General features: G+C 54.3%; 20 protein-coding genes. 11 read left to right on the top strand and 9 right to left on the bottom strand.

Translation table 11 applies throughout. The annotated features are described in order from the left end of the window. Positions 1 to 164 precede the first annotated feature (164 nt). Entirely contained in the window at positions 165 to 1,850 is a 1,686-nt protein-coding gene (locus U2W12_RS13705) for a LysM peptidoglycan-binding domain-containing protein (protein ID WP_326501255.1), read from the top strand. 19 nt (positions 1,851 to 1,869) lie between these two features. Here U2W12_RS13705 and U2W12_RS13700 read toward each other — a convergent pair whose 3' ends face one another. Further along, positions 1,870 to 2,616, bottom strand: coding sequence for an IS5 family transposase (locus U2W12_RS13700; RefSeq protein ID WP_326501254.1), 747 nt, complete (start codon positions 2,614 to 2,616; stop codon positions 1,870 to 1,872). 7 nt (positions 2,617 to 2,623) lie between these two features. On the opposite strand from U2W12_RS13700, the gene U2W12_RS13695 reads away from it, so the two are divergent. After that, a complete protein-coding gene (locus U2W12_RS13695) occupies positions 2,624 to 2,779 on the top strand; it encodes a hypothetical protein (protein WP_326501253.1) in 156 nt (51 codons plus the stop codon). Between the two features lie 123 nt (positions 2,780 to 2,902). Here U2W12_RS13695 and U2W12_RS13690 read toward each other — a convergent pair whose 3' ends face one another. Genes U2W12_RS13690 through def form a run of 6 tightly spaced genes read right to left on the bottom strand, consistent with a single transcriptional unit; the run spans position 2,903 to position 9,681 of the window. After that, positions 2,903 to 4,264 carry a sigma-54 dependent transcriptional regulator gene (locus tag U2W12_RS13690; RefSeq protein WP_326501252.1) on the bottom strand — a complete coding sequence of 454 codons (1,362 nt, stop codon included), beginning with the start codon at positions 4,262 to 4,264 and terminating at the stop codon, positions 2,903 to 2,905. A gap of 18 nt (positions 4,265 to 4,282) precedes the next feature. Continuing rightward, positions 4,283 to 6,424: an ATP-binding protein gene (locus tag U2W12_RS13685; protein WP_326501251.1), complete on the bottom strand. Its 2,142-nt coding sequence runs from the start codon at positions 6,422 to 6,424 to the stop codon at positions 4,283 to 4,285. Beyond that, entirely contained in the window at positions 6,406 to 6,978 is a 573-nt protein-coding gene (locus U2W12_RS13680) for a DUF4390 domain-containing protein (protein WP_326501250.1), read from the bottom strand. Before U2W12_RS13680 ends, U2W12_RS13685 begins: the two co-directional genes overlap by 19 nt. Then, on the bottom strand, positions 6,956 to 8,242 hold the full coding sequence (gene rsmB, locus U2W12_RS13675) for a 16S rRNA (cytosine(967)-C(5))-methyltransferase RsmB (protein WP_326501249.1): 1,287 nt from the start codon (positions 8,240 to 8,242) through the stop codon (positions 6,956 to 6,958). Before rsmB ends, U2W12_RS13680 begins: the two co-directional genes overlap by 23 nt. Before the next feature lie 6 nt (positions 8,243 to 8,248). Beyond that, on the bottom strand, positions 8,249 to 9,172 hold the full coding sequence (gene fmt, locus U2W12_RS13670; RefSeq protein ID WP_326501248.1) for a methionyl-tRNA formyltransferase: 924 nt from the start codon (positions 9,170 to 9,172) through the stop codon (positions 8,249 to 8,251). Continuing rightward, positions 9,169 to 9,681: a peptide deformylase gene (def, locus tag U2W12_RS13665; RefSeq protein ID WP_326501247.1), complete on the bottom strand. Its 513-nt coding sequence runs from the start codon at positions 9,679 to 9,681 to the stop codon at positions 9,169 to 9,171. The genes fmt and def overlap by 4 nt, the downstream gene beginning before the upstream one ends. A 105-nt stretch (positions 9,682 to 9,786) precedes the next feature. Here def and U2W12_RS13660 point away from each other — a divergent pair, with 105 nt between their 5' ends. The 5 genes from U2W12_RS13660 (at position 9,787) to grxC (ending at position 15,160) form a co-directional block, all read left to right on the top strand. Then, positions 9,787 to 10,905 carry a LysM domain-containing protein gene (locus U2W12_RS13660; protein ID WP_326501246.1) on the top strand — a complete coding sequence of 373 codons (1,119 nt, stop codon included), beginning with the start codon at positions 9,787 to 9,789 and terminating at the stop codon, positions 10,903 to 10,905. Next, positions 10,874 to 12,004 carry a DNA-processing protein DprA gene (gene dprA, locus U2W12_RS13655; RefSeq protein WP_326501245.1) on the top strand — a complete coding sequence of 377 codons (1,131 nt, stop codon included), beginning with the start codon at positions 10,874 to 10,876 and terminating at the stop codon, positions 12,002 to 12,004. Before U2W12_RS13660 ends, dprA begins: the two co-directional genes overlap by 32 nt. Before the next feature lie 15 nt (positions 12,005 to 12,019). Next, positions 12,020 to 12,487: a DUF494 domain-containing protein gene (locus tag U2W12_RS13650; RefSeq protein WP_326501244.1), complete on the top strand. Its 468-nt coding sequence runs from the start codon at positions 12,020 to 12,022 to the stop codon at positions 12,485 to 12,487. 86 nt (positions 12,488 to 12,573) lie between these two features. Then, on the top strand, positions 12,574 to 14,901 hold the full coding sequence (gene topA, locus U2W12_RS13645) for a type I DNA topoisomerase (protein ID WP_326501243.1): 2,328 nt from the start codon (positions 12,574 to 12,576) through the stop codon (positions 14,899 to 14,901). A gap of 1 nt (position 14,902) precedes the next feature. Next, entirely contained in the window at positions 14,903 to 15,160 is a 258-nt protein-coding gene (grxC, locus tag U2W12_RS13640) for a glutaredoxin 3 (RefSeq protein ID WP_326501242.1), read from the top strand. A gap of 162 nt (positions 15,161 to 15,322) precedes the next feature. Here the strand turns inward: grxC and U2W12_RS13635 are convergent, their stop codons facing one another. Together U2W12_RS13635 and U2W12_RS13630 are read right to left on the bottom strand one after the other, a co-directional pair. Then, a complete protein-coding gene (locus U2W12_RS13635; RefSeq protein WP_326501241.1) occupies positions 15,323 to 15,544 on the bottom strand; it encodes a hypothetical protein in 222 nt (73 codons plus the stop codon). A gap of 430 nt (positions 15,545 to 15,974) precedes the next feature. Beyond that, a complete protein-coding gene (locus tag U2W12_RS13630; RefSeq protein WP_326501240.1) occupies positions 15,975 to 19,667 on the bottom strand; it encodes an FAD-dependent oxidoreductase in 3,693 nt (1,230 codons plus the stop codon). A gap of 678 nt (positions 19,668 to 20,345) precedes the next feature. Here U2W12_RS13630 and nrdR point away from each other — a divergent pair. The 4 genes from nrdR to ribBA all read left to right on the top strand — a co-directional run bounded on the left by nrdR (position 20,346) and on the right by ribBA (position 23,792). Then, positions 20,346 to 20,798 (top strand): transcriptional regulator NrdR, encoded by a 453-nt coding sequence (gene nrdR / locus U2W12_RS13625; protein ID WP_326501239.1) that lies wholly within the window; start codon positions 20,346 to 20,348, stop codon positions 20,796 to 20,798. Next, positions 20,799 to 21,887 (top strand): bifunctional diaminohydroxyphosphoribosylaminopyrimidine deaminase/5-amino-6-(5-phosphoribosylamino)uracil reductase RibD, encoded by a 1,089-nt coding sequence (ribD, locus tag U2W12_RS13620; RefSeq protein ID WP_326501238.1) that lies wholly within the window; start codon positions 20,799 to 20,801, stop codon positions 21,885 to 21,887. A 105-nt stretch (positions 21,888 to 21,992) separates the two neighbouring features. Then, entirely contained in the window at positions 21,993 to 22,646 is a 654-nt protein-coding gene (locus tag U2W12_RS13615) for a riboflavin synthase (RefSeq protein WP_326501237.1), read from the top strand. A gap of 18 nt (positions 22,647 to 22,664) precedes the next feature. Further along, positions 22,665 to 23,792 (top strand): bifunctional 3,4-dihydroxy-2-butanone-4-phosphate synthase/GTP cyclohydrolase II, encoded by a 1,128-nt coding sequence (gene ribBA / locus U2W12_RS13610; protein WP_326501236.1) that lies wholly within the window; start codon positions 22,665 to 22,667, stop codon positions 23,790 to 23,792. Position 23,793 lies beyond the last annotated feature (1 nt).

The following is a 23,793-nucleotide window of genomic DNA, read 5'->3' as shown; positions in this document are numbered from 1 at the left end:
AAATGATATATACTCTATAGTTATAACCGACTTTGAAATTCGTTTGTAAAAATGACAACCTCCATTTGTTCGCAACTGGGCTCAGGCAAATAATCTGCTGAAGCGGGTGTCGTTTTTTATGATGCCACAATCAGCACTTTATAGACATAAACAAGGGTTAGAAAATGCAAATTAATTCTAACAGGTCAGTCAAATTATTGTCCCTGTCACTGTCGCTGATTGCGGCCGGCTGCTCACAGCCATCGAAAGATTCCCTCAGCGCCTACGATACCCCACCACAAGTCTCATCCGAAGATCACAGCTTTTTCGAGCGTTTTTCATATCGCTCCCATAATAAAAGTAAGCTTAGCAACCGGCAATACGAAACGGTATGGGATCGGCTGGTATCGCTGTATGCCTTGCCCGAAATCGATAACGCGCGCGTGGATCGGGAGATCGAATGGTATTTGCAACACCCTCAATCCCTCATTTCCTTGCAGCAACGCGCGGAACCTTATATGCATCACATCCTTGATGAGGTCGAGGCCAAGCATATTCCAGGAGAATTGGCTTTGCTGCCCGTCGTTGAAAGCTCCTTCGTGCCTAATGCTTATTCGAAAAGCGCCGCTTCCGGGCTTTGGCAATTCATTCCTTCAACTGGCCAAGAGTTCGGACTCAAGCAAAATACCTGGTACGACGGCCGCCGCGATGTCTATGCCTCGACGCAAGCCGCGACCACCTATTTGAAACAACTCAGTGAAACCTTTAATGGCGACTGGCTGCTAGCCTTGGCTTCCTATAATTACGGCAAGGGCAATGTCAGAAAATGCATCGAAAGAAATGAGGATAACGACCTGCCAACCGATTACTGGTCGCTGAGCCTTCCCGACGAGACTTATCATTACGTGCCGAAATTACTCGCCGTCGCCAAGATTTTCGCGAATGCCGAGCGCTACCATATCCCTCTTCGGCACATTCCGAACAAGCCTTATTTCGAAGTCGTTGACATCAAAGCACCGCTTGATCTAAGCAAGGCCGCGCAGATGGCCAATACGCCGCTCAATGAGTTTCTCAAATTGAACCCCGGCTTCAATCGCTGGTGCACCGCGCCGGATGGACCTCACCGCTTGTTGATACCGGTTAAAAACGCGCCGCTGTTCAAGAAGAATCTGGCAGAGATCCCTTATTATGAGCGCGTCAACTACTCAAAGCTGATTGCGGAACAGGAAGAACAAATCATTGCCGAGGAGAATTATCACAAACCCGAGCCTGTGGTAATCAAACAGGCGGTCGCACGCACGTCTTCGGCGCCATCGGCAACCGGCTTTGCAAACTATCAAGTAAAACGCGGCGACACCTTGACGTCGATCGCGCAAAGAAATCATACCACGGTGCAAAGCTTGCGTAGCGCTAATCATTTGGCAAAAAATTCGGTTAATTACGGCGCAGTTTTACAAATCCCTTCTGCTGCCAAACAAAGCGCCAAGTCGATTATTTTAGCGAAATCTTCTAACTCTCCCGGCGGCTATCACACCGTCCAAAAAGGCGATACTTTCTTCAACATTGCTCGACGTTATTCAGTCAACCCCAAAGAATTGGCAGACTGGAATCGCATCACCTTAAAAACCGCACTGGTACCCGGACGCAAGCTGATGATCAAAGGCCGCGAGCAACAGGTGGCCTCATCCTCAAACAGTCTGCGCCTAATTCACTACACAGTCAGAAAAGGCGATACGCTGACCCAGCTATCCAAGAAATTTAATATATCGGCTAGCGAGTTGCGTAAATCGAACTCGGATACGTTAGCTAGAGGATTGCAGCCCGGTCAAAAACTTAAAATTTTAGTGGACAGCAACCGGTCTACAATCTAGAAAACAAAGCACACCGGGGTTATTGCCTCTCTTTTTGGTCAGATACCGTGACCGAACCAGAAGTTCGGCAGATTCGGCGGCACCCAGATAAATATCGTAAATCGAAATTCCTTTCGGCAAGCCCGTGCATCTGTAATCTTTGGTCTTGATGGAGCACGGAAAGCGTAATACTAGGTTCCGTTGACATAATTAGCGCAGCCAAATAAGAGCGCAAAAATCCCCTATAGTTACGAGCTCGTTTTTCATGGCGAGAAAATACCCTGCGGTAGTGTTTGATTTTATTAAAAAAGCACTCTATCAAATGGCGTTCTTTATACACATGCCAATCGCATTCACGGGCTTCTAGACGATTACCACGGGATGGGATCCGGGGTGTCATGCCCCGGTCTTTGATAGCTTGGACCAGGGTATCAGCATCGCATCCTTTATCCCCGACAAATGACTCCGCGTCGGCTGGCGTCCTTCTTAGCAAAGCTTCGGCCTGATCTGTGTCACTGGTTTGCCCGCCGGTCAATACAAAATCAAGCGGATTACCCAGCGCGTCAGTAATCGTGTGCACTTTGGCGCTGAAACCGCCCCGAGACCGCCCCAACGCTTCATCCTCGGCGTTGCTTTTGGCAGCGCCTGCCGCGCAAGGATGTGCTCGATTGACTGTGGAATCGATGAAAACCGCTTGTAAATCATGAAACTGTAACAGCCTTTGTGCATGACCTCCCAAACAACATACTCGCACCACCGAGCAAAACGCTTGAATATGGAATTCCATCGACCGAATGATTCTGGCAACATTCGCCAAGGCATCCCGCCGCGAAGAATCCACAACACAGCAACTCAAAACCGGCGACATTGTCCTTGCCTGCGAATACGCACCTGTTTTTGTGCCGAAAGAATTGAGTAATCACATCTCATTCTCGATCGCTAATGCCTAATCGTTGAGGCATTCGAACATCCGTAGATACCCATATAAGTTGACAGCCCCCCATTTCAATATATCTACTCATTAACAATGAGTCGTATTCCGCATGATGATATTGATTCAGACTGCCGAAAGATTATAGCTTGATATTCAGCGAATGCAGTTTACGGTATAAATGGGTACGCTCCATCCCCACGATCGCAGATAATTTAGCAACACTGCCGCCGGTTCTTTCGAAATGATATTCCAAATAGGCCTTTTCAAATTGATCGCGCGCATCTTTCAATGGCAGATTGAAAAAATCCGGAACCGACGAAGGCGCGGCGACATCGTTGATCACGGCGCCCAAGGCCGACTTGACCTCTTCCAGCTCGATGTCTTCGCCAACTCCGAGAATCATCAGGCGCTGCACCAGATTCTTCAGCTCCCTTACATTGCCGCGCCAACTGTAGTTGCGAAGGAAATTCTGCGCCGCCATCGAAAACCTACGGAACGGCAGATTTTCATGCTTAACGAAATAGTCGACATAAAAATTCAGCAAGCTCGGCACATCTTCGCTGTGCTCACGCAGCGGCGGAATAGATAAAGACACTTCGTTCAACAAATAGTACAAATCCTGCCGGAATCGCCCTGCCTTGACTTCCTCGTCCAAAGGAATCCGCGTCGAGGCGAGCACCTTCACATCGACGCGCACGGCTTCGCTGCCGCCGACGCGCAGGAACGAGCTCGATTCGAGCGCGCTGAGCAACCGCAATTGCGTTTCTTTGTCCATGCCGCCGATTTCGCCCAAAAACAATGTACCCCGATTCGCGCGCTCCAACAGACCCGGGTTGACCTTGCCCGAGCCTTCCTTGCCGAAAAATTCGACAGCCGAGTTTTCCGGCGAGATACTACCGACCGCAACATCGACAAACGGTCCATCCCGGCGCGGGCTGTTATGATGCAGGTAGCGCGCGAGCAATTCCTTGCCGACACCTGCCTCGCCGACAAACAAAACCCGCGCGTCATGCTGAGCGAGACGCTTGATTTGATCCTTGATCCTGGCGATCGAGGCGCTTTTGCCGACCGGTTCGATATCGGCGAGCAATTGCTGCCTGAGCCCGGCATTTTCTTTTTGCAGATTACTCGTTTCGAGTGCGCGGCCGACGATCAGCAATAGCTTAGCCAGCGATAACGGCTTTTCGAGAAAATCATAGGCGCCGAGACGCGTTGCCTCGACCGCCGTTTCCACCGACCCATGGCCGGACATCATCACAACCGGGCACAGCATCGCATCCTCGGCAACCCATTCTTTCAGCAGCGTGATGCCGTCAGTATCCGGCATCCAGATATCGAGTAATATCAGGCTCGGGTTTTGATCTTTTTTCAATTCCCTGGCCGCGCTGGCGTTGTCCGCCATGGCGACTTCATAACCTTCATCCGCGAGAATTTCGCCGACCAAGCTTCTGATTTCCGGTTCATCGTCCACGACGAGAATACGAGGTTTGTTTGCGTTCATATCGGTTCGCTTGAAAAATTAAATTGCTGGCAAGTGGATGATGAAACCCGCTCCGTGTCTGCGCCGTGTGTCGACCCAGATCGCGCCGCCGTGTTCTTCGATGATTTTTTTGACGATCGCGAGCCCAAGCCCGGTGCCTTTGGCCTTAGTTGTAACATAGGGCTCGAAAATTTGCTCGATTTGTTCTTCCTTGATACCCGGCCCATCGTCGAAAAAACCGATTTCGATGAAATCGCTGTTGTTTTTTTGCATCCGTTGCATGTCGACTTCGATATGACCATGACCCTCGGTGGCCTCCAAGGCATTCTTGAGCAGATTATGTAACACCTGCCGGATACTGATGGGATCGCCATTGATGGAAAGCCGCTTTTTGTCCTGTCCAGCCTGTATGACAATGCCCGATTTCAATGCATAAAGCCCAAGCACCTCTTGTACGAGCGCGTATAAATCGATGTTGACCGCCTGCTTTTTGGAGGTCTTCGCATATTCGGAAAAATCATCGACCATTTCCTTCATCGCCTCGACCTGCTGCACAATCGTACGTGTAGAACGCTGCAACATATCGGCGTCAGCGTCTTCCAGTTTTGCGGACAATTTAAGCTGTAAGCGTTCGGCTGACAATTGGATCGGCGTCAACGGGTTTTTGATTTCATGAGCCAAGCGCCGTGCGACTTCGCCCCAGGCCGCATTTTTCTGGGCCTGAATCAGATCGGTCACGTCGTCGAATACGACTACCGCACCGACACGCATGCCTTCGTGCGAATACATCGGCGTGCCCCGGCAGAGCAGTTCATGACGGCCGTTCAGACTCAAAAAGGCAATCCGCTGCTGCCAAATGTCATCGGCTTGCTCAAGCAGACGTTGAATCGACTTCAATGGCTCGGCTAATTCGGCGTGATCCTGAGCCAGCGACAGCAACGACTGGCCAATGAACTGATTCACATGCACATGGAAAATCCGGAAAGCAGCCTGATTCGCGGTGCGGATTTTATAGTCCGAGTCGAAGCTGATCACGCCCGCGGTCAGGTTGGCCAGAATCGTTTCGAGATAGGCGCGCTGGTTTTCAACCTCGACGCCGGCCTGACGGATCTCGTCGCGCGCGCCCGAGATGCGTTGAGTCATGATATTGAACGATTCGACCAGAAACCCTAAATCATCCTGCGCGGTAACTGGCAATTGCTGCTCGTAGTGACCCGAAGCGACCGCCTGCGTGCCCTTGACCAGTTCCTTGACCGGCGCAACGATATGGCGAATGCTGATGAAAGCAACCCAGATCGCCGCCAGCAAACTCATCAGCAGCACCAGCGACAATGCCAACGAAAACGTCAGTTTCAACGAATCTCTGAGAAAATTCATTTCCTGATAGCGCACGAAAGCGAATTCGACCGAATCGGCCAGATCGGCAATCCGCATCGGGACCGGAAACAGCGTCTGGATATACCAGGTGTCCAAACCCTTGACGGTCACGATCGAGCGAATCATCAATTCGTTTTCGCTGACCGGAGCCAGTGCAATGTAATCGCCGCTCTGACGCAATTGCAGCCAGATTTGCTCATCGGGAATACTCGGCAAAATATCCGCAGGATTCACGCTACTGGACGCGATGATTCGGCCCTGACGCGAAAATAGCGTCATCTCGGCGGCACCCAATTGCGCGCGGAAATTTTCGATTTCGTGCGCGCTGAAACCTTCCGCACTGAGTTGGAGCTTTTCGGCCAACTGCTGGGTCTGCATCAAGTGCCAGTGCATCCGTTGATCCAGCGAAGCCTGGCTCAGTTCGAGCGCATCTTCCATCGCCCGATCGATTTCGACATTGAACCAACTGTCGATCCCCTGATGCAAAAATTGCATCGAAAAATAGAATACGATGGCGGCGGGCGCCAAAGCCTGCAATACAAACAACGACAACATGCGAGTGGTCAGCCTCGAACCGGCTTCCCGCTTCTTGAGCCGCCGCGTCAACGCCGCTATATTCGCGACGACCAGCACAAAGAGGACCACCGACCCCAGTGCATTGATCAGCAGCAGCCAGGAATACATCGCGCTGAGTTCGGACGACTCCTGCGTCGCGGTGCTCATCAATTGCAACGAGAACAGGATCAGCGCGAACAGCACCAGGATCGAAACGCTGACCGGCGGTTTTAGTTTTTCATATTCCATAAATACCAACCGCTGGATAAGTACCACTGCGGATTCAGATAGGCTAGGGGGCGTAATGGCAAAGGCAGTAACTCGCGCTCAAAAAGCACACGCAGCCCAGCGGTATAGCGCTCGCCGTCGGCCAGCGTCGATTTGTTCAAGACCGGCACATAACGGATCGAGGATAAGGCGTCCATCGCCGAGGCCAGCGAAGAAAAATTGCCGCCTTCGCCACTGTCTTCATTGCGTACCCGGTAAACATTAAGCAATGCCTGATACTGAATCTTGAAACGCAGGTTTTTTTCGACGATCGTTTCGTCCCACCAAAAATCGCGCTGGCGCTGAATCCTGATATTGACCGCCCAGAACAGCGGCACGCCGTTTTTCAGCGCATCGGTCGCTTTCGGACTGAGCCGGTATTGAATCTCCGCCGACAACAGATAATCCTCGTCCTGCAAGGTCAACTCGGCATCCTTGACGATCGCGGCATAAGCGCCCGCGAACACCGGCACCGGCATGAGCCAGCCCCAGAGCAAGATTATCAAAGCTGCCTTACGCTTTGCGGAGGAGCGCATAATAAAATCCGTCCATGCCTGCATCGCCGGCGAGAATCTGCCGCCCTACGGCGCCGGCGACGCCCCAGGCAGCGGCGATCGGCAGTTCGCTTGCATCAGGGCGGCCAGCCAGAAAGCTCAGCACCTGCTGCTCGTTTTCTTCCTGCAATACCGAACAGGTGGCGTACAATAACTGTCCGCCCGGCGCCAGCAGACTCCAGGCGGCATGCAGGATCGCGCGTTGCTGCGCCTTGAGCGCATCGATGTCCTCGGCCCGGCGCAGCAATTTGATGTCGGGATGGCGGCGAATCACGCCGAGCGCCGAACACGGCGCATCGACCAGAATACGGTCGAACCATTGTCCGTCCCACCAATCCCTAGGATTGGAGGCGTCGCCAACGATTGTTTTGGCTTGTAGCCGCAGTCGTTGCAAGTTGTCCTGCACGCGTCGCAGTCGGTCGCTGTCGATATCGATCGCAACCATTTCCTTCAGTTGCGGCTGCATTTCCAGAATATGCGCGGTTTTACCGCCCGGCGCGGCGCACATGTCGAGCACACGCTGTCCTGGCTGAGCGTCGAGCAGGCCGGCCGCCATTTGGGCGGCGGCATCCTGAACCGAAACCAGGCCATCGGCAAATCCCGGCAGCAATTCAACCGGCACGGGTTTATCGAGAATCAGCGCGCCGGCACAAAACGCGAGCGCTTCGGCCGCCATGCCCCTTGCTGCCAACAAATCGCCATAGGCTTGTCTGGAAATCCGCGCCAAGTTGACGCGCAAGACCAGCGGCGGTTGCAGGTTGTTCGCCAGCAGACAGGCTTCCGCCTGTTCGGGCCAGTCGCGGCGGATTTTATCGATGATCCAGTCGGGATGGCTCCAACGCGCGGACGGATTCTCGTCGGCCGCTTGCTCGCATGCGTCCTTTTCTCGGAGGTAGCGCCTGAGCAGCGCATTGACCAGCCCTTTCGCCCAAGGCTTGCGCCCCGCCGCGCCGACCGTTTCGGAGACCGCCGCATGCGCCTTGATGCGCATGTAGCCGAGCTGATAAAGCCCCACCAGTATCAGCAGCCGGATGTGAATGTCCTTCAGCGGTTTTTCCAGAAGTCGAGTCAAAATAAAATCGAGCCGGTGATAATGCCGGCAAACGCCGTAACACAAAGCCTGCACCAAGGCGCGGTCCTGTGCCGACTCCACGGGCTGCAACGCCTGCTCCAGCGCCGCAGTCAACGACTGGCCGTCCGCCACGACCCGGGTCAGCACTTTGGCTGCAATTAATCGTAAATTCACCGTGCGTCAACCCAGTTTCTGGCCATCGATGTCGTGCGCATTCAGAAACGCCTGCGCCGGTATCCGCTTGCCGCCGGGCAATTGCACTTCGAGCAGCCGCAATCGACCGTTGCCCGTCGTCACGTCCATCTGCTTGTGCGCGCAGTTCACCCTGCCGGGCTCGGCTGTTGCGCTTTCGGGGAGCGCTTGCGCGCGCCATATGCGCAACGCTTCTCCATGATACAGAGTTTGCGCAACCGGCCAGGGGTTCAGCCCGCGCACCTGCCTGTCCAAATTGTCCGCCGGTTTCGTCCAGTCGATTGCTGCTTCGCTTTTTTCGAGTTTGGCGGCATAAGTCACCAGGGCTTCGTCTTGTGGCTCGGGCTTGACCGTGCCGGACTCGACTTGCCGCAAGACTTTTTCGAGCCCTATGGGGCCCAAGGCAGCCAATTTGTCATGCAGATCGCCCGCCGTATCTTCGGCTCCGATCGGGATGACTTCTTTATGCAGCATGTCGCCGGCATCCAGCTTTAACACAATGCGCATGATCGTCACGCCGGTTTCCGGGTCGCCCGCCATCAGCGCGCGCTGAATCGGCGCGGCGCCGCGCCAGCGCGGCAAGAGCGAGGCATGGATATTCAGGCAGCCGTATTTCGGCACATCCAACACCGCTTGCGGCAGAATCATCCCGTAGGCGACGACCACCAGCAGATCGGGTTCGAAAGCCGCAAGCTGGCTGACAGCGTCGGCCGATTTCAGCGATTCGGGCTGCAGCACCGGAATACCCGCGACCAATGCGGTTTCCTTGACCGGGCTTGGATGCAATTTACGGCCGCGTCCCGCGGGCCGGTCCGGTTGCGTATAAACGGCGCAAATATCGTGCCCGGAAGCCAGCAGCATCTCCAGAGTTGGCACCGCAAATTCGGGCGTGCCGGCAAAAATAATCCTCATGCGTGGCTGGCTTCCATTTTATGCATCTTTTCGAGTTTCTTCTTAATACGCTGGCGCTTCAACGGCGACAGATAATCGACGAACAATTTACCCTCCAGGTGATCCATCTCATGCTGCACGCAAACCGCTAGCAAGTCATTCGCTTCCAGTTCGAAAGGTTGTCCATCGCGGTTCAGCGCCCTGACTCGGACATGTTCGGCCCTCTGAACCTTTTCAAAAAAACCGGGTACCGACAAACAACCTTCCTCGGATTCCTCGACACCGTCTTTCTCGACGATCTCGGGATTGATCAGACAAATCGGTGCATTTTTTTCCTCACTGACATCCATCACGATCACCCGCTTGTGCACATTCACTTGCGTCGCGGCCAACCCTACGCCCCGCGATTCGTACATCGTTTCGAGCATATCATCGACCAACTTGCGAATCGAATCATCGACCGTCCGCACTTTTTCGGCTTTTTTGCGCAACCTCTCATCCGGAAATTCCAGAATGGTTAAAATACTCAACGAACTCTCCACACTTGATTGATTAATAGTCAATACTGGAATTCTATATGAATTCATCTAAACTTTGAAATCAGACAGTTTAAAAACACTCGGCAGGTTTAATTTATGGCTTTTCGAACAATTCTTCGATTCATAGTTCCATTGGTGTATTGCTCCGCGCTACTGGCTGACGAAGTCAAATTGAATCCTTCCCATCCCGACCGCTATACGGTTGCTCCTGGCGACACGCTGTGGGACATTTCCGGCAAGTTTCTAAAGAATCCGGGACAATGGCCGCTTTTGTGGAGTTACAACAACCAGATCAGAAATCCGCATCTGATCTATCCCGGCGACACGGTCTATTTTTCGATGGTGAATGGGCAGCCGCAGCTGAGTTTTTCCCCGACCGAAACCTTGGGCGTCTCGCCATCCGCCGGCCCCTGCGTACTCAGCGATGCGGACATCAAAAGCGGGCGCACCAGCTTTGCGACGTCGGCGGAAGGCAAGCTGCAACCCTGCATACGCGAATCCGCCACGGCAAAAGCGATTCAATTGATTCCGGCCGAAGCGATTCAGAAATATCTGTCCCTGCCGCGCGTGCTCGGCCAAAACGAATTGAATGCCGCACCTTATATAGTTGATCTGGCCGGAGAACATTTGATTGTCGGCAACGGGGACAAGGTTTATGTACGCGCAATTGATAATCCCCAAACTCTGACTTATTCGGTTTACCGTGAAGGCGATACCTTAAAAAATCCGACCACCCAGGAAGTATTGGGTTTCGAAGCGAAATACATCGCCGACCTGACCTTGCTGGAGCCAGGCGACCCGGCGACTCTGATGATCACGAAGGCAAAACGGGAAATCAACGTCGGCGACCGGATTTTGCCGACCAGCGAGCAGGAAGTCGTGCTGAATTATTTTCCGATGCCGCCCGAGGAAAGCATCAAGGGCAATATCATCGGCGTGCTCGACGGCGTTACGCAAGTCGGCCTTTACAATGTAGTTGTGATCGACAAAGGCGCTGCCGACGGTCTTAAAACCGGCCATGAGTTGTCGATATATCAGCGCGGTAAAATCGCTCGCGACCCTTATAGCCAAGTAAAAAACGACGAGGTGCAAATGCCTGACGAGTATGCCGGCAAGCTGATGGTGTTCCGTCCGTTCGAGCGAGTCAGTTATGCTCTGGTAATGCAGGCGCAAAAAGATATTCATGTCCTGGACAAAGTTCAAACCCCGGAGTAGTCCTACGCCAAACGCATCCTGCGATCTTTCCTATTGGCTTGCGCTGTCGCGCGCGCCGGGAGTCGGCAGCAGAACTTTTTTGAATCTGCTGGAAACGCACTCCCCGGCGCAATTATTTTCCGAATCTTCCTCCGCTCTGGCTGCCCTGGGTCTAAATCCCGCCGCGATCGAAGCTATCAAAAATCCCGATTGGCATATAATCGACAATGATCTATCCTGGTCGACACAATCCGGTCATCACCTCATTACGCTTAACCATCCCTTATATCCCGAGCAACTGAAGCAAATTTCCGATCCACCGCCGGTGCTGTTCGTGCGCGGTCAGGTAGATTTGCTGTCCGGACCGCAAATCGCTATCGTTGGCAGCCGCAATCCTTCCACATTAGGGCGAGAAACCGCGTTTGAATTCGCCAAGGCGCTAAGCGCGCACGGATTCGTGATTTCCAGCGGCCTGGCATTAGGCATCGATGCGGCCGGCCATGAAGGCGCCTTGCATGCACAAGGGCCAACCATCGCAGTGGTCGGTACCGGCCCCGACCGCATTTATCCCGCCGTAAACAAGAACTTGGCCAGCCGAATCATCGAGCAAGGCGCCATCGTAACCGAACTGCCGCCGGGCACGCCGGCCAAGGCGCATCACTTTCCACGCCGCAACCGGATCATCAGCGGCCTGTGCCAAGGCCTGCTGGTTGTCGAAGCGGCCAAGGAAAGCGGCTCGCTGATTTCCGCACGTCTGGCGCTGGAGCAAAACCGCGAAGTATTTGCGATTCCGGGATCGATCCATAATCCATTGGCGCGCGGCTGCAACGCCCTGATCCGCGAAGGCGCCAAACTTGTCGAAACCGTGCAAGATATTATTGAAGAATTACACCAATATTATCAAAAGGATACGAATTACGCACCGACACCGAAACAATCAATGCTTGACCTGGAGCAACAAACATTATTGAATCTTGTCATGTATGACCCCATATCTATCGACTATTTGGTCGAAAAAACCGGCAAATCGGTCGAGATGATTGCCTCGATGCTGCTGATTCTGGAGCTCAATGGTTACATTTCAGCCGTCGCGGGCGGCTGTTATACCCGAATTAAATAATCTCTGGCGAGTGCTATGAAAGAAAATATCTTTGATGTTCTGATGTATCTGTTCGAAAACTATATGGAGGGCGAAATCGAAATCCTTCCCGACAGTGACGTGATCAGAACCGAATTGCTGGAAGCCGGCTTTGAACAGGTCGAAGTCAGCAAGGCCTTTGATTGGCTGGAGTCGTTGAGTTTACAGCGTGCCATTTCGCCGACCATCGCGCCCGCATTCCGCATTTTCAGCGCCGAGGAAAAAACCAAGCTGAGCACCGAATGCCTCGGCCTCATATTATTCCTGGAGCAAAAAGGCATCCTGAGTTCGGCGAATCGCGAGATTGTGATCGATCGGGCGATGGCGCTCGAAAACGAAGAAATTTCAGTCGATAAACTCAAGTGGATCGTGCTGATGGTTCTACTCAGCCAACCCGATCAGGAAATCGCATTCTCGCGAATGGAAGATTTCGTTTACGATCTGATCCCAACCTATTTGCATTAATCATTGAGTTGCAGGACACAAGGTTCAAGATGCAAAAAGCAAACTGAATCTTAGTACTCTGTGCCTTGACCCCAATTTACGGATAAATGAGCAAAAACCTTGTCATCGTCGAATCTCCGGCCAAGGCCAAAACCATCGAGAAATATCTGGGTAAGGATTTTCAGGTGTTGGCTTCCTACGGTCATGTCCGCGATTTGATTCCCAAAGAAGGCGCGGTCGATCCCGACAATCATTTCGCGATGAAATATGAGGTGATTGAGCGCAATCTGCGTCATGTGCAGGTCATCGGGAAGGCGCTTAAAGACGCCGACGCGCTCTATCTCGCGACCGACCCGGACCGGGAAGGCGAAGCGATTTCCTGGCATCTGTATGAGCTTTTAAACGAAAAAAAAGCGCTGAAAAACAAAACGGTGCACCGCGTGGTCTTCCATGAGATCACCAAGAAAGCGGTGACCGAAGCGATCGCGAATCCAGCCGAGCTGGCGATGAATCTGATCAATGCGCAGCAGGCGCGCCGGGCGCTCGATTATCTGGTCGGCTTCAAGCTGTCGCCGCTGCTCTGGAAAAAGATTCGCCGAGGGCTTTCCGCCGGCCGTGTGCAAAGCCCCGCGCTGCGCATGATCGTCGAGCGCGAGATCGAAATCGAGGCATTCAAAAGCCGCGAATACTGGACGATCGATGCGCTGCTGACCGCCGACGAGCAGACCTTCAAGGCTAAGTTGACCCATCTGGCCGGCGAGAAACTGAATCAATTCAGCATCGCCGACCAAACGACGGCGGAACAGGCCAAACAAACGTTGTTGAATGCAGCGGACGGCCGCCTGATCGTCTCCAAGCTCGAAAAGAAGCAGCAGAAACGCAATCCCGCGCCGCCGTTCACGACCTCGACGCTACAACAGGAAGCCGCCCGCAAGCTCGGCTTCACGACAAAGCGCACGATGATGGTAGCCCAGCAACTGTACGAAGGCATCGACATCGGCGGCGAAACGGCCGGCCTGATCACTTATATGCGTACCGATTCGGTCAATCTGTCGATTGACGCGGTCGCCGAAATACGCGAGATGATCGCCGAAAATTACGGCCCCGGCAATGTGCCGAAAGAACCACGCATATTCAAAACCAAGTCCAAAAACGCGCAAGAAGCGCATGAAGCGATTCGGCCGACTTATCCACGCCAACTGCCCGCTCAACTTAAAAGTCATCTCAGCGACGAGCAGTTCAAGCTCTATGACCTGATATGGAAGCGCACGATTGCCTGCCAGATGATCCAGGCGACGATTAACATGATCGCGGTCGATCTGACCTGCGGCGAAGAACCTCAACATGTGTTCAGGGCGACCGGCTCGACGATCGCCGCGCCCGGCTTCATGACGGTGTATCTGGAAGGAAAGGACGACACCAGCGACAGCGACGACAAGGAGAGCTTCCTGCCGCCGCTCGCGGAAGGCCGCCCGGTGCCGCTGAACGACATCGTCAGCACCCAACATTTCACCGAACCGCCGCCGCGCTTCGGCGAAGCAAGCCTGGTCAAGGCGCTCGAAGAACACGGAATCGGCCGACCCTCGACCTACGCTTCGATCATCTCAACGCTACAGAACCGCGAGTACGCGACGCTCGAAAACAAACGCTTCCATCCGACCGATGTCGGCCGCATCGTGAACAAGTTTTTGACCGAGCATTTCACGAAGTATGTCGACTACGACTTTACCGCGAAACTCGAAGACGATCTCGACGCGGTGTCGCGCGGCGAAAAAGACTGGATACCGTTGATGAGCGACTTCTGGAAGCCGTTCAACACGCTGATCCAGGAAAAGGATGAAAACGTGCAGCGCAAGGATGTGACTCAGGAGGCGCTCGATGAAAACTGCCCTGAATGCGGCAGCCCGTTGTCGATCCGTCTGGGACGTAACGGCCGTTTCATCGGCTGCACCAATTATCCGGGCTGTTCCTATACCCGCAACCTGAACGAAGATCAAAACGAGGCAGTAGAGCCGGAAGTGGTCGAAGGCCGGGTTTGCCCGAAATGCGCCTCGCCGTTGGTGTTAAAAGCAGGACGCTACGGCAAATTCATCGGCTGCAGCGCCTATCCGAAATGCCGTCATATCGAGCCGTTGGAAAAGCCGCTCGATACCAGTGTCGAATGTCCACAGTGCAAGAAAGGCAGTATCCTGAAGCGCAAATCGCGCAGCAACAAGATTTTTTATTCCTGTTCCGAATATCCGAAATGCGACTATGCGCTCTGGAATGCACCGATCAAGGAAAGCTGCCCGGAATGCAACTGGCCGGTCCTAACCGTCAAGGAAACCAAGCGGCGCGGCGTCGAAAAAGTTTGCCCGCAGAAAGCCTGCAAGTACGCTACTCCTTATGAAGGCGATCCCGCCGACGCGGAAGGACCGAAAGAAGCCCGCACCTGATATGCCGAAAATCATTATCTATACGACCAAAATCTGCCCTTACTGCATCATGGCGAAGCGCTTGCTCGACAGAAAAGGCGTCAGCTATACCGAAATCAATGTCGATGCGGATCCCGACCAACGTGAGGAAATGATGCGCAAAAGCAAAAGGCGCACGGTGCCGCAAATCTTTATCGACGACCGTCATATCGGCGGCTTTGATGATTTGTATGCGCTGGATCAACTGAACCAGCTAGACTCGTTATTTGAGCGCGGGTAAGGCCCCATTTGACGCGCGGATACTACTTGTACGATCCAGAAGATAGAACGCCACCACAAGGACAATCTGTATATCGAGCAGTGCCGTACCCCCCTGGGAGCTCCCCTTGAGATCGGAAGATTTGCAGGGAGCATCCATCGCCATCTCAAGGAATATTAAAGGTTAAAACCCTAATTCCGCCTCGTCGAGGTCGTCAAACTCTTCCCGCAGACGCTTTTTTTCCCAATAAATTTCGATTTTTCGACGCGCATCGCGTTTGATCGTGTCGTTTTCACTCGCATCCAAAGACGAAAATTCAGCGTCGTCGAAAATGTCTTCTTCATGATCGATTTGACTCATCGGTTCGGCGGGTTTGTTCGCCAGTTTTGCGGAAGTTCTTGCCATGGTTATACTCTATCAAAAACAGGATGCTTCCCGGCGGGCTTTGCCGGGAAAGATCAGAAATAAATTCAATTCATAAATTCGGCGTTCGGCATCGGTACGCTCTTCGTTTCAAACTGCCAAACCCAAAGAATCTTAAGAATAATGGCAGCGGCTTCGCCAAATTTCAATGGCGCATGGCCGCTATTTCCGGTTTAATGACCTGCTCACAATGGCTGTAAACCGCTTTATCTACAGACAGCCGCAGGAGCTGACGCGACCTATGAAATAGGAAGTCGGCTAAACAAGCCTCGCCGAATCAATAAACTGCCGATTACCCTCAAAAGACTCAGAAAACCTTCAAAAGTTCTTTGACTCGATTGCTCTCTCGCGGAGCCATCAGCCAAAACAGGGTGCGCTTAGCCAACGCCGGCCCACCCTGCAACTTAACTAGCTACTGCTTTCCGAGCAAATAATCCAGCCACAGATTCGACAGCTTTTCCTGTACCGTATTCTGCCTGAGACGCGCATTCAGATGCGGGAAATCGACCTTGTCCAGATCCTGATCTTGGTTATAACATGAATACACGAAATATTCCTTGCCGGACTCCGCATCGACATGCTTGCACAAGCATTGCGCACAGATGCCTTTCATCATGCACTGCATCGGCGAGTTGATCGAACCGATCGCATGCTGAACCTTGTTCAGATAAGGCTTCAAGACATTGAAGCGCGCATCCTTGACTGCTGCCATCATCCGGTCCGAGCCTATCACGATCAGATGATCGACGTCGGACAGCGAAACCGGTTGTGCGCCCAGTTCACCCTTCGCATAGGCGACCATACATTCGAGGATGTTGCCGACGAAAGTCTTGTCCTGAGGTCGCGTCGGCTTGAACGCTTCGGCGCCGGGGGTGTTATCGACCGACCAGATGATCACATCGGATGCCGCCTCGATGTCTTCGACCTTGAAAATGTCCTGGCGGTATTTGTAGCCGGCGAAATAAATCACCTTATTGCCGGCATTGCGCAACGCCTTGCCGATCGAGAACAATACCGCATTGCCGAGGCCACCGCCGATCAACAAGACCGTTTGCCCGGTCGGAATCTCGGTCGGGGTGCCGGTAACGCCCATCAGGATCAACGGATCGCCAACTTTCCAGGTCGCGCACAGCCGCGAGGACGAGCCCATTTCGAGCGCGATCAACGAAATCGTGCCTTTTTCCTTGTCGACTTCAGCGCCCGTCAGCGCCAGTCCTTCGGCGGCCAGCACGGTGCCTTCTTTGACAGGCGCATGGGCTTCGAAATTTTGCAGACGGTAGAATTGGCCCGGTTCAAATTTTCTCGCCGCCATCGGCGCCTTTACAATCACCTCAATGATCGTCGGGGTCAGGCGGTTGATCGCGACGATCGTCGCGGTGAAAGCTTCGTCCAAAGAGGCGAAAAATTGTTTTAACTCCGCGTTCCGCTGCGTTTGCAAGGACGGATCGAGCCCCGCCAATTCCTTTGCGAACAATTGGGCGATATAGGAATAGCCGTTTTTCGCGCTTGCCATCGCCTTCACGACATTGCCGGCATAAACCGGATGGTTGTCGCCGTAGAAGCTGATGAATTTACCGTCCTGTTGATACGAGGTCAACGGCGCAGGCAAGCCGAGTTTCGGCGCGACTTCATCATGCATCGGCACCAATTCCAGATTGCCGTCGCGCCATTCCGGCTGGTAGCGTTGGAAGAACCATTTGTCCATCACGAAGGTGTCCGGATACTCGCTCTGATAGATCGTGTTCGGCGAGGTACCCGCCGCGACATACAGATTGCGTAGCGGAACTGTCACCATCTTTTTCTTGCTGACCCAGCGGCCATCTTCGAATTCGAGTTTTTCGAACTCGACCGCGCGCAAATGACCGTATTCGTCAGGAATCGCGCTGACCGGACTCATGCCTTCGGCAAGCGCAATGCCTTCTTCAAGCGCTTCGGAGATTTCCTCGTGGTTTTGCCGGTAAGCCGGCGCATCCTTCATGCCTTTACGGTAGAACAGCGTCACGCCGCCCCAGCCTTCGACCAGCGGCTGGAAGCTCGGCTTCCCGCCGACGGCTTTAGCGCGCTCACGTTCGGCGCGAATCGCGCGGCCGTGGCCCAGGAACTCATCCAGAATTATCGTTTCTTCCTGGTCGTAGCGTTTACGGACCGTTTCTTCGCCGTAGATAGCCGCCAGCGTTTCATAACGGCCGAGCAGCTTTTCGACCTGCACCGGATAATACGCCATCAGTTCGGTCGCGGTATCGATTGCGGTCAAACCGCCGCCGATCACGCCGGCCGGCAGACGCACCTGCAGGTTCGCCAGCGACGACGACTTCGCCGCGCCGGTCAATTGCAGCGCCATCAAGAAGTCGGACGCCTTGCGGATGCCGCGCATCAGATTGTTCTTCAGATCGATGATCGTCGGTTTGCCGGCGCCGGAGGCGATACAGATATGGTCGAAACCCATCTTCCAGGCGTCCTCGATCGTGACCGTGCCGCCGAAGCGCACGCCGCCGTAAGCGCGGAACGCGTTCCGGCGCAGCAGGGTCAGGTAGATCACTTTCAGGAAGTTCTTGTCCCAGCGCACGGTGATGCCGTATTCGGCGACGCCGCCGAAACCGGCCAGGATGCGCTTGTCCAAATCTTCGTAAAGCACGCGGAAATCCGCGATCGGCTGAGGCGCCCTATCGCCGTCGCCGGTCAAGACTGCGGGCAACGGCTCCAGTTTCAGGCCGTCGATGCCGGCCACGCCGAAGCCTTCGTTCAGGAGGTAATGGCTCATCGTATAACCGGCAGGGCCGAGGCCGACGACCAGCACGTTCTTGCCGTTATAGGGTTTCATGACCGGGCGCTTGACGTTCAGCGGATTCCAGCGCGTCAGCAGGCTGTAGATCTCGAAACCGTAAGGCATGAACAACACGTCGGTTAAGACATTGGTTTCGATCTGCGGAATGTTGACCGGATCGGTCTTTTGGTAGATGCAGCCCTTCATGCAGTCGTTGCAAATCCGGTGGCCGGTGCCGGGACACATCGGATTGTCGACGATGATGATCGCCAGCGCGCCGATATTGTCGCCGCCGCGCTTGACCAGGTGCATCTCGGAAATCTTTTCTTCGAGCGGGCAGCCGGTTGTGGTAACCCCAAGCGGATCAACCTTGAAGGTATTGGTCTTTTTGTTGCGCATGCCTTTCGAGCAGGAGTCGGTGTCGCGCTCGTGGCAATAGATGCAGTGATCGACTTCGGATAAGGATTGCCGCTCATTGAAACGCGGATCGGTCAGTTTGAAACCGTCGCGGCGGCGGCGATGCGCGAGTTCGCCCATCCAGACCGAAAATTCGCCCTTGTCGACCACGTCATGTTCGACCAAATTCTCGAAATCGCGTTTATCGGGAAACTTGAAGCTGAGCCAATGCTCGGTAATCTGAGGATCATGCTGCGCAATGAAACTCCAACGCTGCGCCAAATCCATCAAGCCCTCGACGAAGCCGGCCGCATCAGCCGCCGCGATGATGCCCGCAAACGCCTGCGCGGCTTCGGCATGCGCGGCAAGTTTCGCGCGCAGTTGCTCGGCCGCTGCGTCCGCAGCCGGATAAGTGCCTTCCTTGCCCTTGGCAACCGCCTTGTAGTGGCTCGACAGGCAGCCGATCACCGCGCCGGCGCGCGCGACCCGGCGCTCGGCGTCGGAGTCCCCGGCCGCCTCGGGGAAAGCCGCCTGGATCAACAACTCGAAACGGTTTTTGATGCCGTCAACATCCCAATCCGCGATCGCCTGATCCCTGAAGACCAGGTTCAGCTTCGCCACGACCTCATTCTTGTAAGTGAAAACGGTCTCGAATTCTTCCTTGATCTTTCTCGCCTGCTCTTGATGCGCGCCTTCGACGCCGAACAGTTTCGCGACGAACTGCCCAACATAAGGACCCATCTTGACTAGCATATCGGAAATCGCCTCGGGCGCCATGCCTTCGCCCTGACATTGGCGGTAAGCGGCAAATTGATCGAACAAGTCGGCATCATGCCGTTTCACCGAAGCATCGAACGCTTCCAGCAAATCATTCAGGCGCAGGGCGTCGTATAAATCAGGATAAGTAAAGCCGGGAATTCCAAGCGTAAAGTCGTTTTGATCCATAGTCACTTAAGGTTGATTAGCTCAAGACAGTCCAAACGGTGCGAACAGTTCGCCTGCGTAAGTTCTTATGAGAATTGCAAATGAGTCGGTTTAACCCACCATTATATAAAATATTTATTGACTTTCCTACAAAAATCTAATATTTCCCTTTGAGCCTCTACAAATTTGAGCTTTCCTTAAGGTATCTCGCGAACACCAAGTTTACCGGCATTTTGAAAATTGCCGGAACCCGTTGATTGCATAAAAAGCTATCCCGGTTATCCACAAGTTTTGTGGATAACTCTGTGAGTAAGCTGAAAATAACCACCCGCAATTGGCGCCCGCCTTGGTCCTCAGCCGGATTGCTCCTGAATTGATCAGGCAGTTTAGAATTAGAAGTTTATAATTTAATATCAACAGGATATAAATATATTGCCGATTGCGTACGCGCCAGTGAATTGACAAAATCTCGGCTAATCGGCAACAGGAACAGACAAGATGCACGGTTTTTCATTCTGTGGAAAAATCGACAGCAAAATCCGGCGCACTCAATCAAGTCCCCTACAGAATCAAAACCGCTTTTTCCCACCCTCCGCGCGCAAATCGCTGAAAGTCCAATGCAAATTATCCGATTGTGTTATACAATAGGCAGTTTTGAAACGTCTCCCGAGTCATCGGACGTAATTAAATAGATCAGCCATGCGATGCCCGTTTTGCTCGGCGCAGGATACGCGCGTTCTGGATTCCAGATTAACGAATGAAGGCGACCAGGTTCGCCGCCGCCGCGAATGCACGATCTGCAAGGAACGGTTCACGACTTTCGAAGTCGCTGAACTGACCCTGCCGCGCGTAGTCAAACGCGATGGCAGCCGCGAGCCGTTCGACGAAAAGAAGTTGCGTTCAGGCATGTTGAAAGCGCTCGAAAAACGCCCGGTCAGCGGCGATGACATCGAAGTGGCGCTGACCCGTCTCAAAAAAGAATTGATGAGCTCCGGCGACCGGGAAATTTCCGCGCAACAACTCGGCGAAAAAGTCATGCACGAGTTGAGCCATCTCGATCATGTCGCGTACGTCCGCTTCGCCTCGGTTTACCGAAGTTTCCAGGATGTCAGCGAATTCACCGACATGATCAAGCATCTGCAAAAAAAATAGATGGCATCCGCAAGCGTTCAGGATTATCGCTACATGGCCAGAGCTCTGCAACTGGCCCGCAACGGAATCTATACCACGCATCCGAATCCGCGCGTCGGCTGCGTACTGGTTCGCTGCGATCAAGTTATCGGTGAAGGCTGGCATGTCAAGGCCGGCGACGATCATGCCGAAATCGCGGCGCTCAAAAACGCGGACAACGCCCAAGGCGCGACCGCTTATGTCACGCTGGAACCGTGCAGCCATCACGGCAGGACGCCGCCCTGCGCCGATGCCTTGGTCAAGGCCGGCGTCAGCAAAGTCGTGGCGGCGATGCAGGACCCAAATCCCCTGGTAGCCGGCAACGGCTTGGCGAGGCTCCGGGAAGCCGGCATCGAAACCGTTTGCGGCGTACTGGAAAACGATGCGCGCCGGTTGAATCGCGGCTTCATTCAACGTATGAGCCAAGGCCGTCCTTTCGTGCGCAGCAAGCTCGCAATGAGCCTGGACGGGCGCACCGCGCTCGCGTCCGGCGAGAGCAAATGGATCACCTCCGGCGCTGCCCGCCAGGACGTACATCGGCTCCGTGCGCAAAGTTCCGCCATTTTGACCGGCATCAATACCGTGCTGGCCGACGACCCGGCGTTGACCGCGCGCATCGACGAAAACGTTCTTCAACCACTCAGGATCGTGCTGGATACCCAGTTGCGGATGCCGGCAGGCGCGCAACTGGCGAAACTGCCTGGGCGCAGCCTGATTTTGACATGCAGCGAAGATCGGAACAAAATGGCTTTATTGCAGGACGCCGGCTTTGAAATTCATCATTTGCAAGCGATTGACGGCCGGATCGATTTGAATGCCCTGATGACGTATTTGGCCGGGCAGCAAATCAACGAATTGTTTGTCGAAGCGGGCCCCACCTTGAACGGCGCATTACTGGCCGAGAACTTGGTCGATGAATGGATTGTCTACATGGCGTCCTGTATATTGGGCGACCGGGGACGCGGTTTGTTCTCCCTGCCGGATATCGAATCGATGGCCGATAAGAAAATGCTGAAACTGGCCGATGTCAGGCAGGTAGGGCCGGATTTGAAATTGACCTATACCGTGTAGGTACGCAACTCGTACCTTTCCAGAGCTGCCGGACTTCTGCAAACTTGGATAAGGTACGCACAGCGCACCTACACCGTTATTTTTAATAAATATTCGCTTATTCCCATGTTCACAGGCATCATCTTGGCAGTCGGCAAAGTCACCGCGATCGAGCAACGGGCCGGCGATTGCCGCCTGACCATCGACACAGGCAAGCTTTCGCTGAATGACGCCGCGCTCGGCGACAGCATCGCGGTGAACGGCGTCTGTCTGACCGCGATCGCGCTCGGCCCACATACGTTTTCCGCCGACGTCTCGAACGAAACCTTGTCCCGCACCAGCCTGAAATCCGCCACGGTCGGCACGCCGGTCAATCTGGAATTGGCATTGACGCCTTCGACCCGGCTCGGCGGCCATATCGTCAGCGGCCATGTCGACGGTCTCGCGACCGTGATCGACAAAAAACCGGATGCGCGTTCGGTGCGCTTCAAGTTCAAGGCGCCGGACCAGCTGGCCAAATACATCGCCGAAAAAGGCTCGGTTTGCCTCGACGGGATCAGCCTGACCGTCAATGAGGTCGACGGCAACGTTTTCGGCGTGAACATCGTGCCGCATACGCTGAAGGAAACCACGCTCGGTTTTGCAGCGCCCGGAACTGTCGTGAATCTCGAGGTCGATCTTCTGGCCCGCTATCTGGAGCGCCTGATGCTCGGCCAGAAAGCCGAACCGGAACAAAAGGTGACTCTCGACCTGCTGCAGCGCAGCGGTTTTTTAGGCTGATACGCTCACGGAACCCTCATGAATACGATCGAAGAAATCATCGAAGACTTGCGCCAGGGCAAGATGGTCATCATCATGGACGATGAGGACCGCGAGAACGAAGGCGACCTGGTCATGGCTGCCGCGTTTACCCGCCCCGAGGACATCAACTTCATGGCGCGCTACGGCCGCGGCCTGATCTGCCTGACGCTGACCAGCGAACGCTGCCAGCAGCTGCGCTTGCCGTTGATGACCAATGAAAACAAGACCGCGCATTCGACCAACTTCACCGTGTCGATCGAAGCGGCGACCGGCGTCACGACCGGCATCTCGGCCGCCGACCGCGCACGCACGGTCCAATGTGCGGTCGCCCCGAACGCGAAGGCGGACGATCTGATCCAGCCCGGACACATCTTCCCATTGATGGCAAAATCGGGTGGAGTGTTAAACCGGGCCGGCCATACCGAAGCCGGCTGCGATCTGGCGCGCCTGGCCGGCGTCGAACCGGCCGCGGTGATCGTCGAGATTCTGAATGACGACGGCACGATGGCAAGGCGCCCCGATCTCGAAAAATTCGCCGCCGAACACCAGCTGAAGATCGGCACGATCTCCGACCTGATCCATTACCGCATTCAGCACGAAAACACCCTCGAACGGATCAGCGAATGCGCACTGCCGACCGAATTCGGCGATTTCAGGCTTTATGCCTACCAGGACCGCAACGACAACAATCTGCATCTGGCGCTGGTGATGGGACAGGTGTCCGGCGACGAGCCGGTGCTGGTCAGGGTGCATGCGCGCAATGTACTCGACGATCTGTTTGCATCCAAACGCAACGCCAGCAGCGTTTCGATTCGCGCCGCAATGCAGAAAATCGCCGAAGCAGGGCGCGGTGTGCTGGTCGTGATCCGGCGTAGCGAGGACACCAAATCGCTGGTCGAACTGATTCATCGCTATCAATTGCAGGACAACGGCATTCACGTCAACGACGACGAATTCGAAGCGCCGGACTGGCGCATGACCGGCACCGGCGCGCGCATTCTGGCCGACCTTGGCGTACACAAGTTGAAAGTCTTGGGCGCACAGAAAAAATATGTCGGCCTGTCGGGCTTCGACCTGGAAGTTGCCGAACATGTCGGCTGCGGACCTGCTGACGAACCCTCTTAGC

It is taken from the genome of Methylomicrobium sp. Wu6 (genome assembly GCF_035916875.1).
Classification (GTDB): Bacteria; Pseudomonadota; Gammaproteobacteria; order Methylococcales; family Methylomonadaceae; genus Methylomicrobium.
The sequence above is the reverse complement of the archived record's forward strand: the minus strand, read 5'-3'. Positions and strand labels throughout refer to the sequence as shown.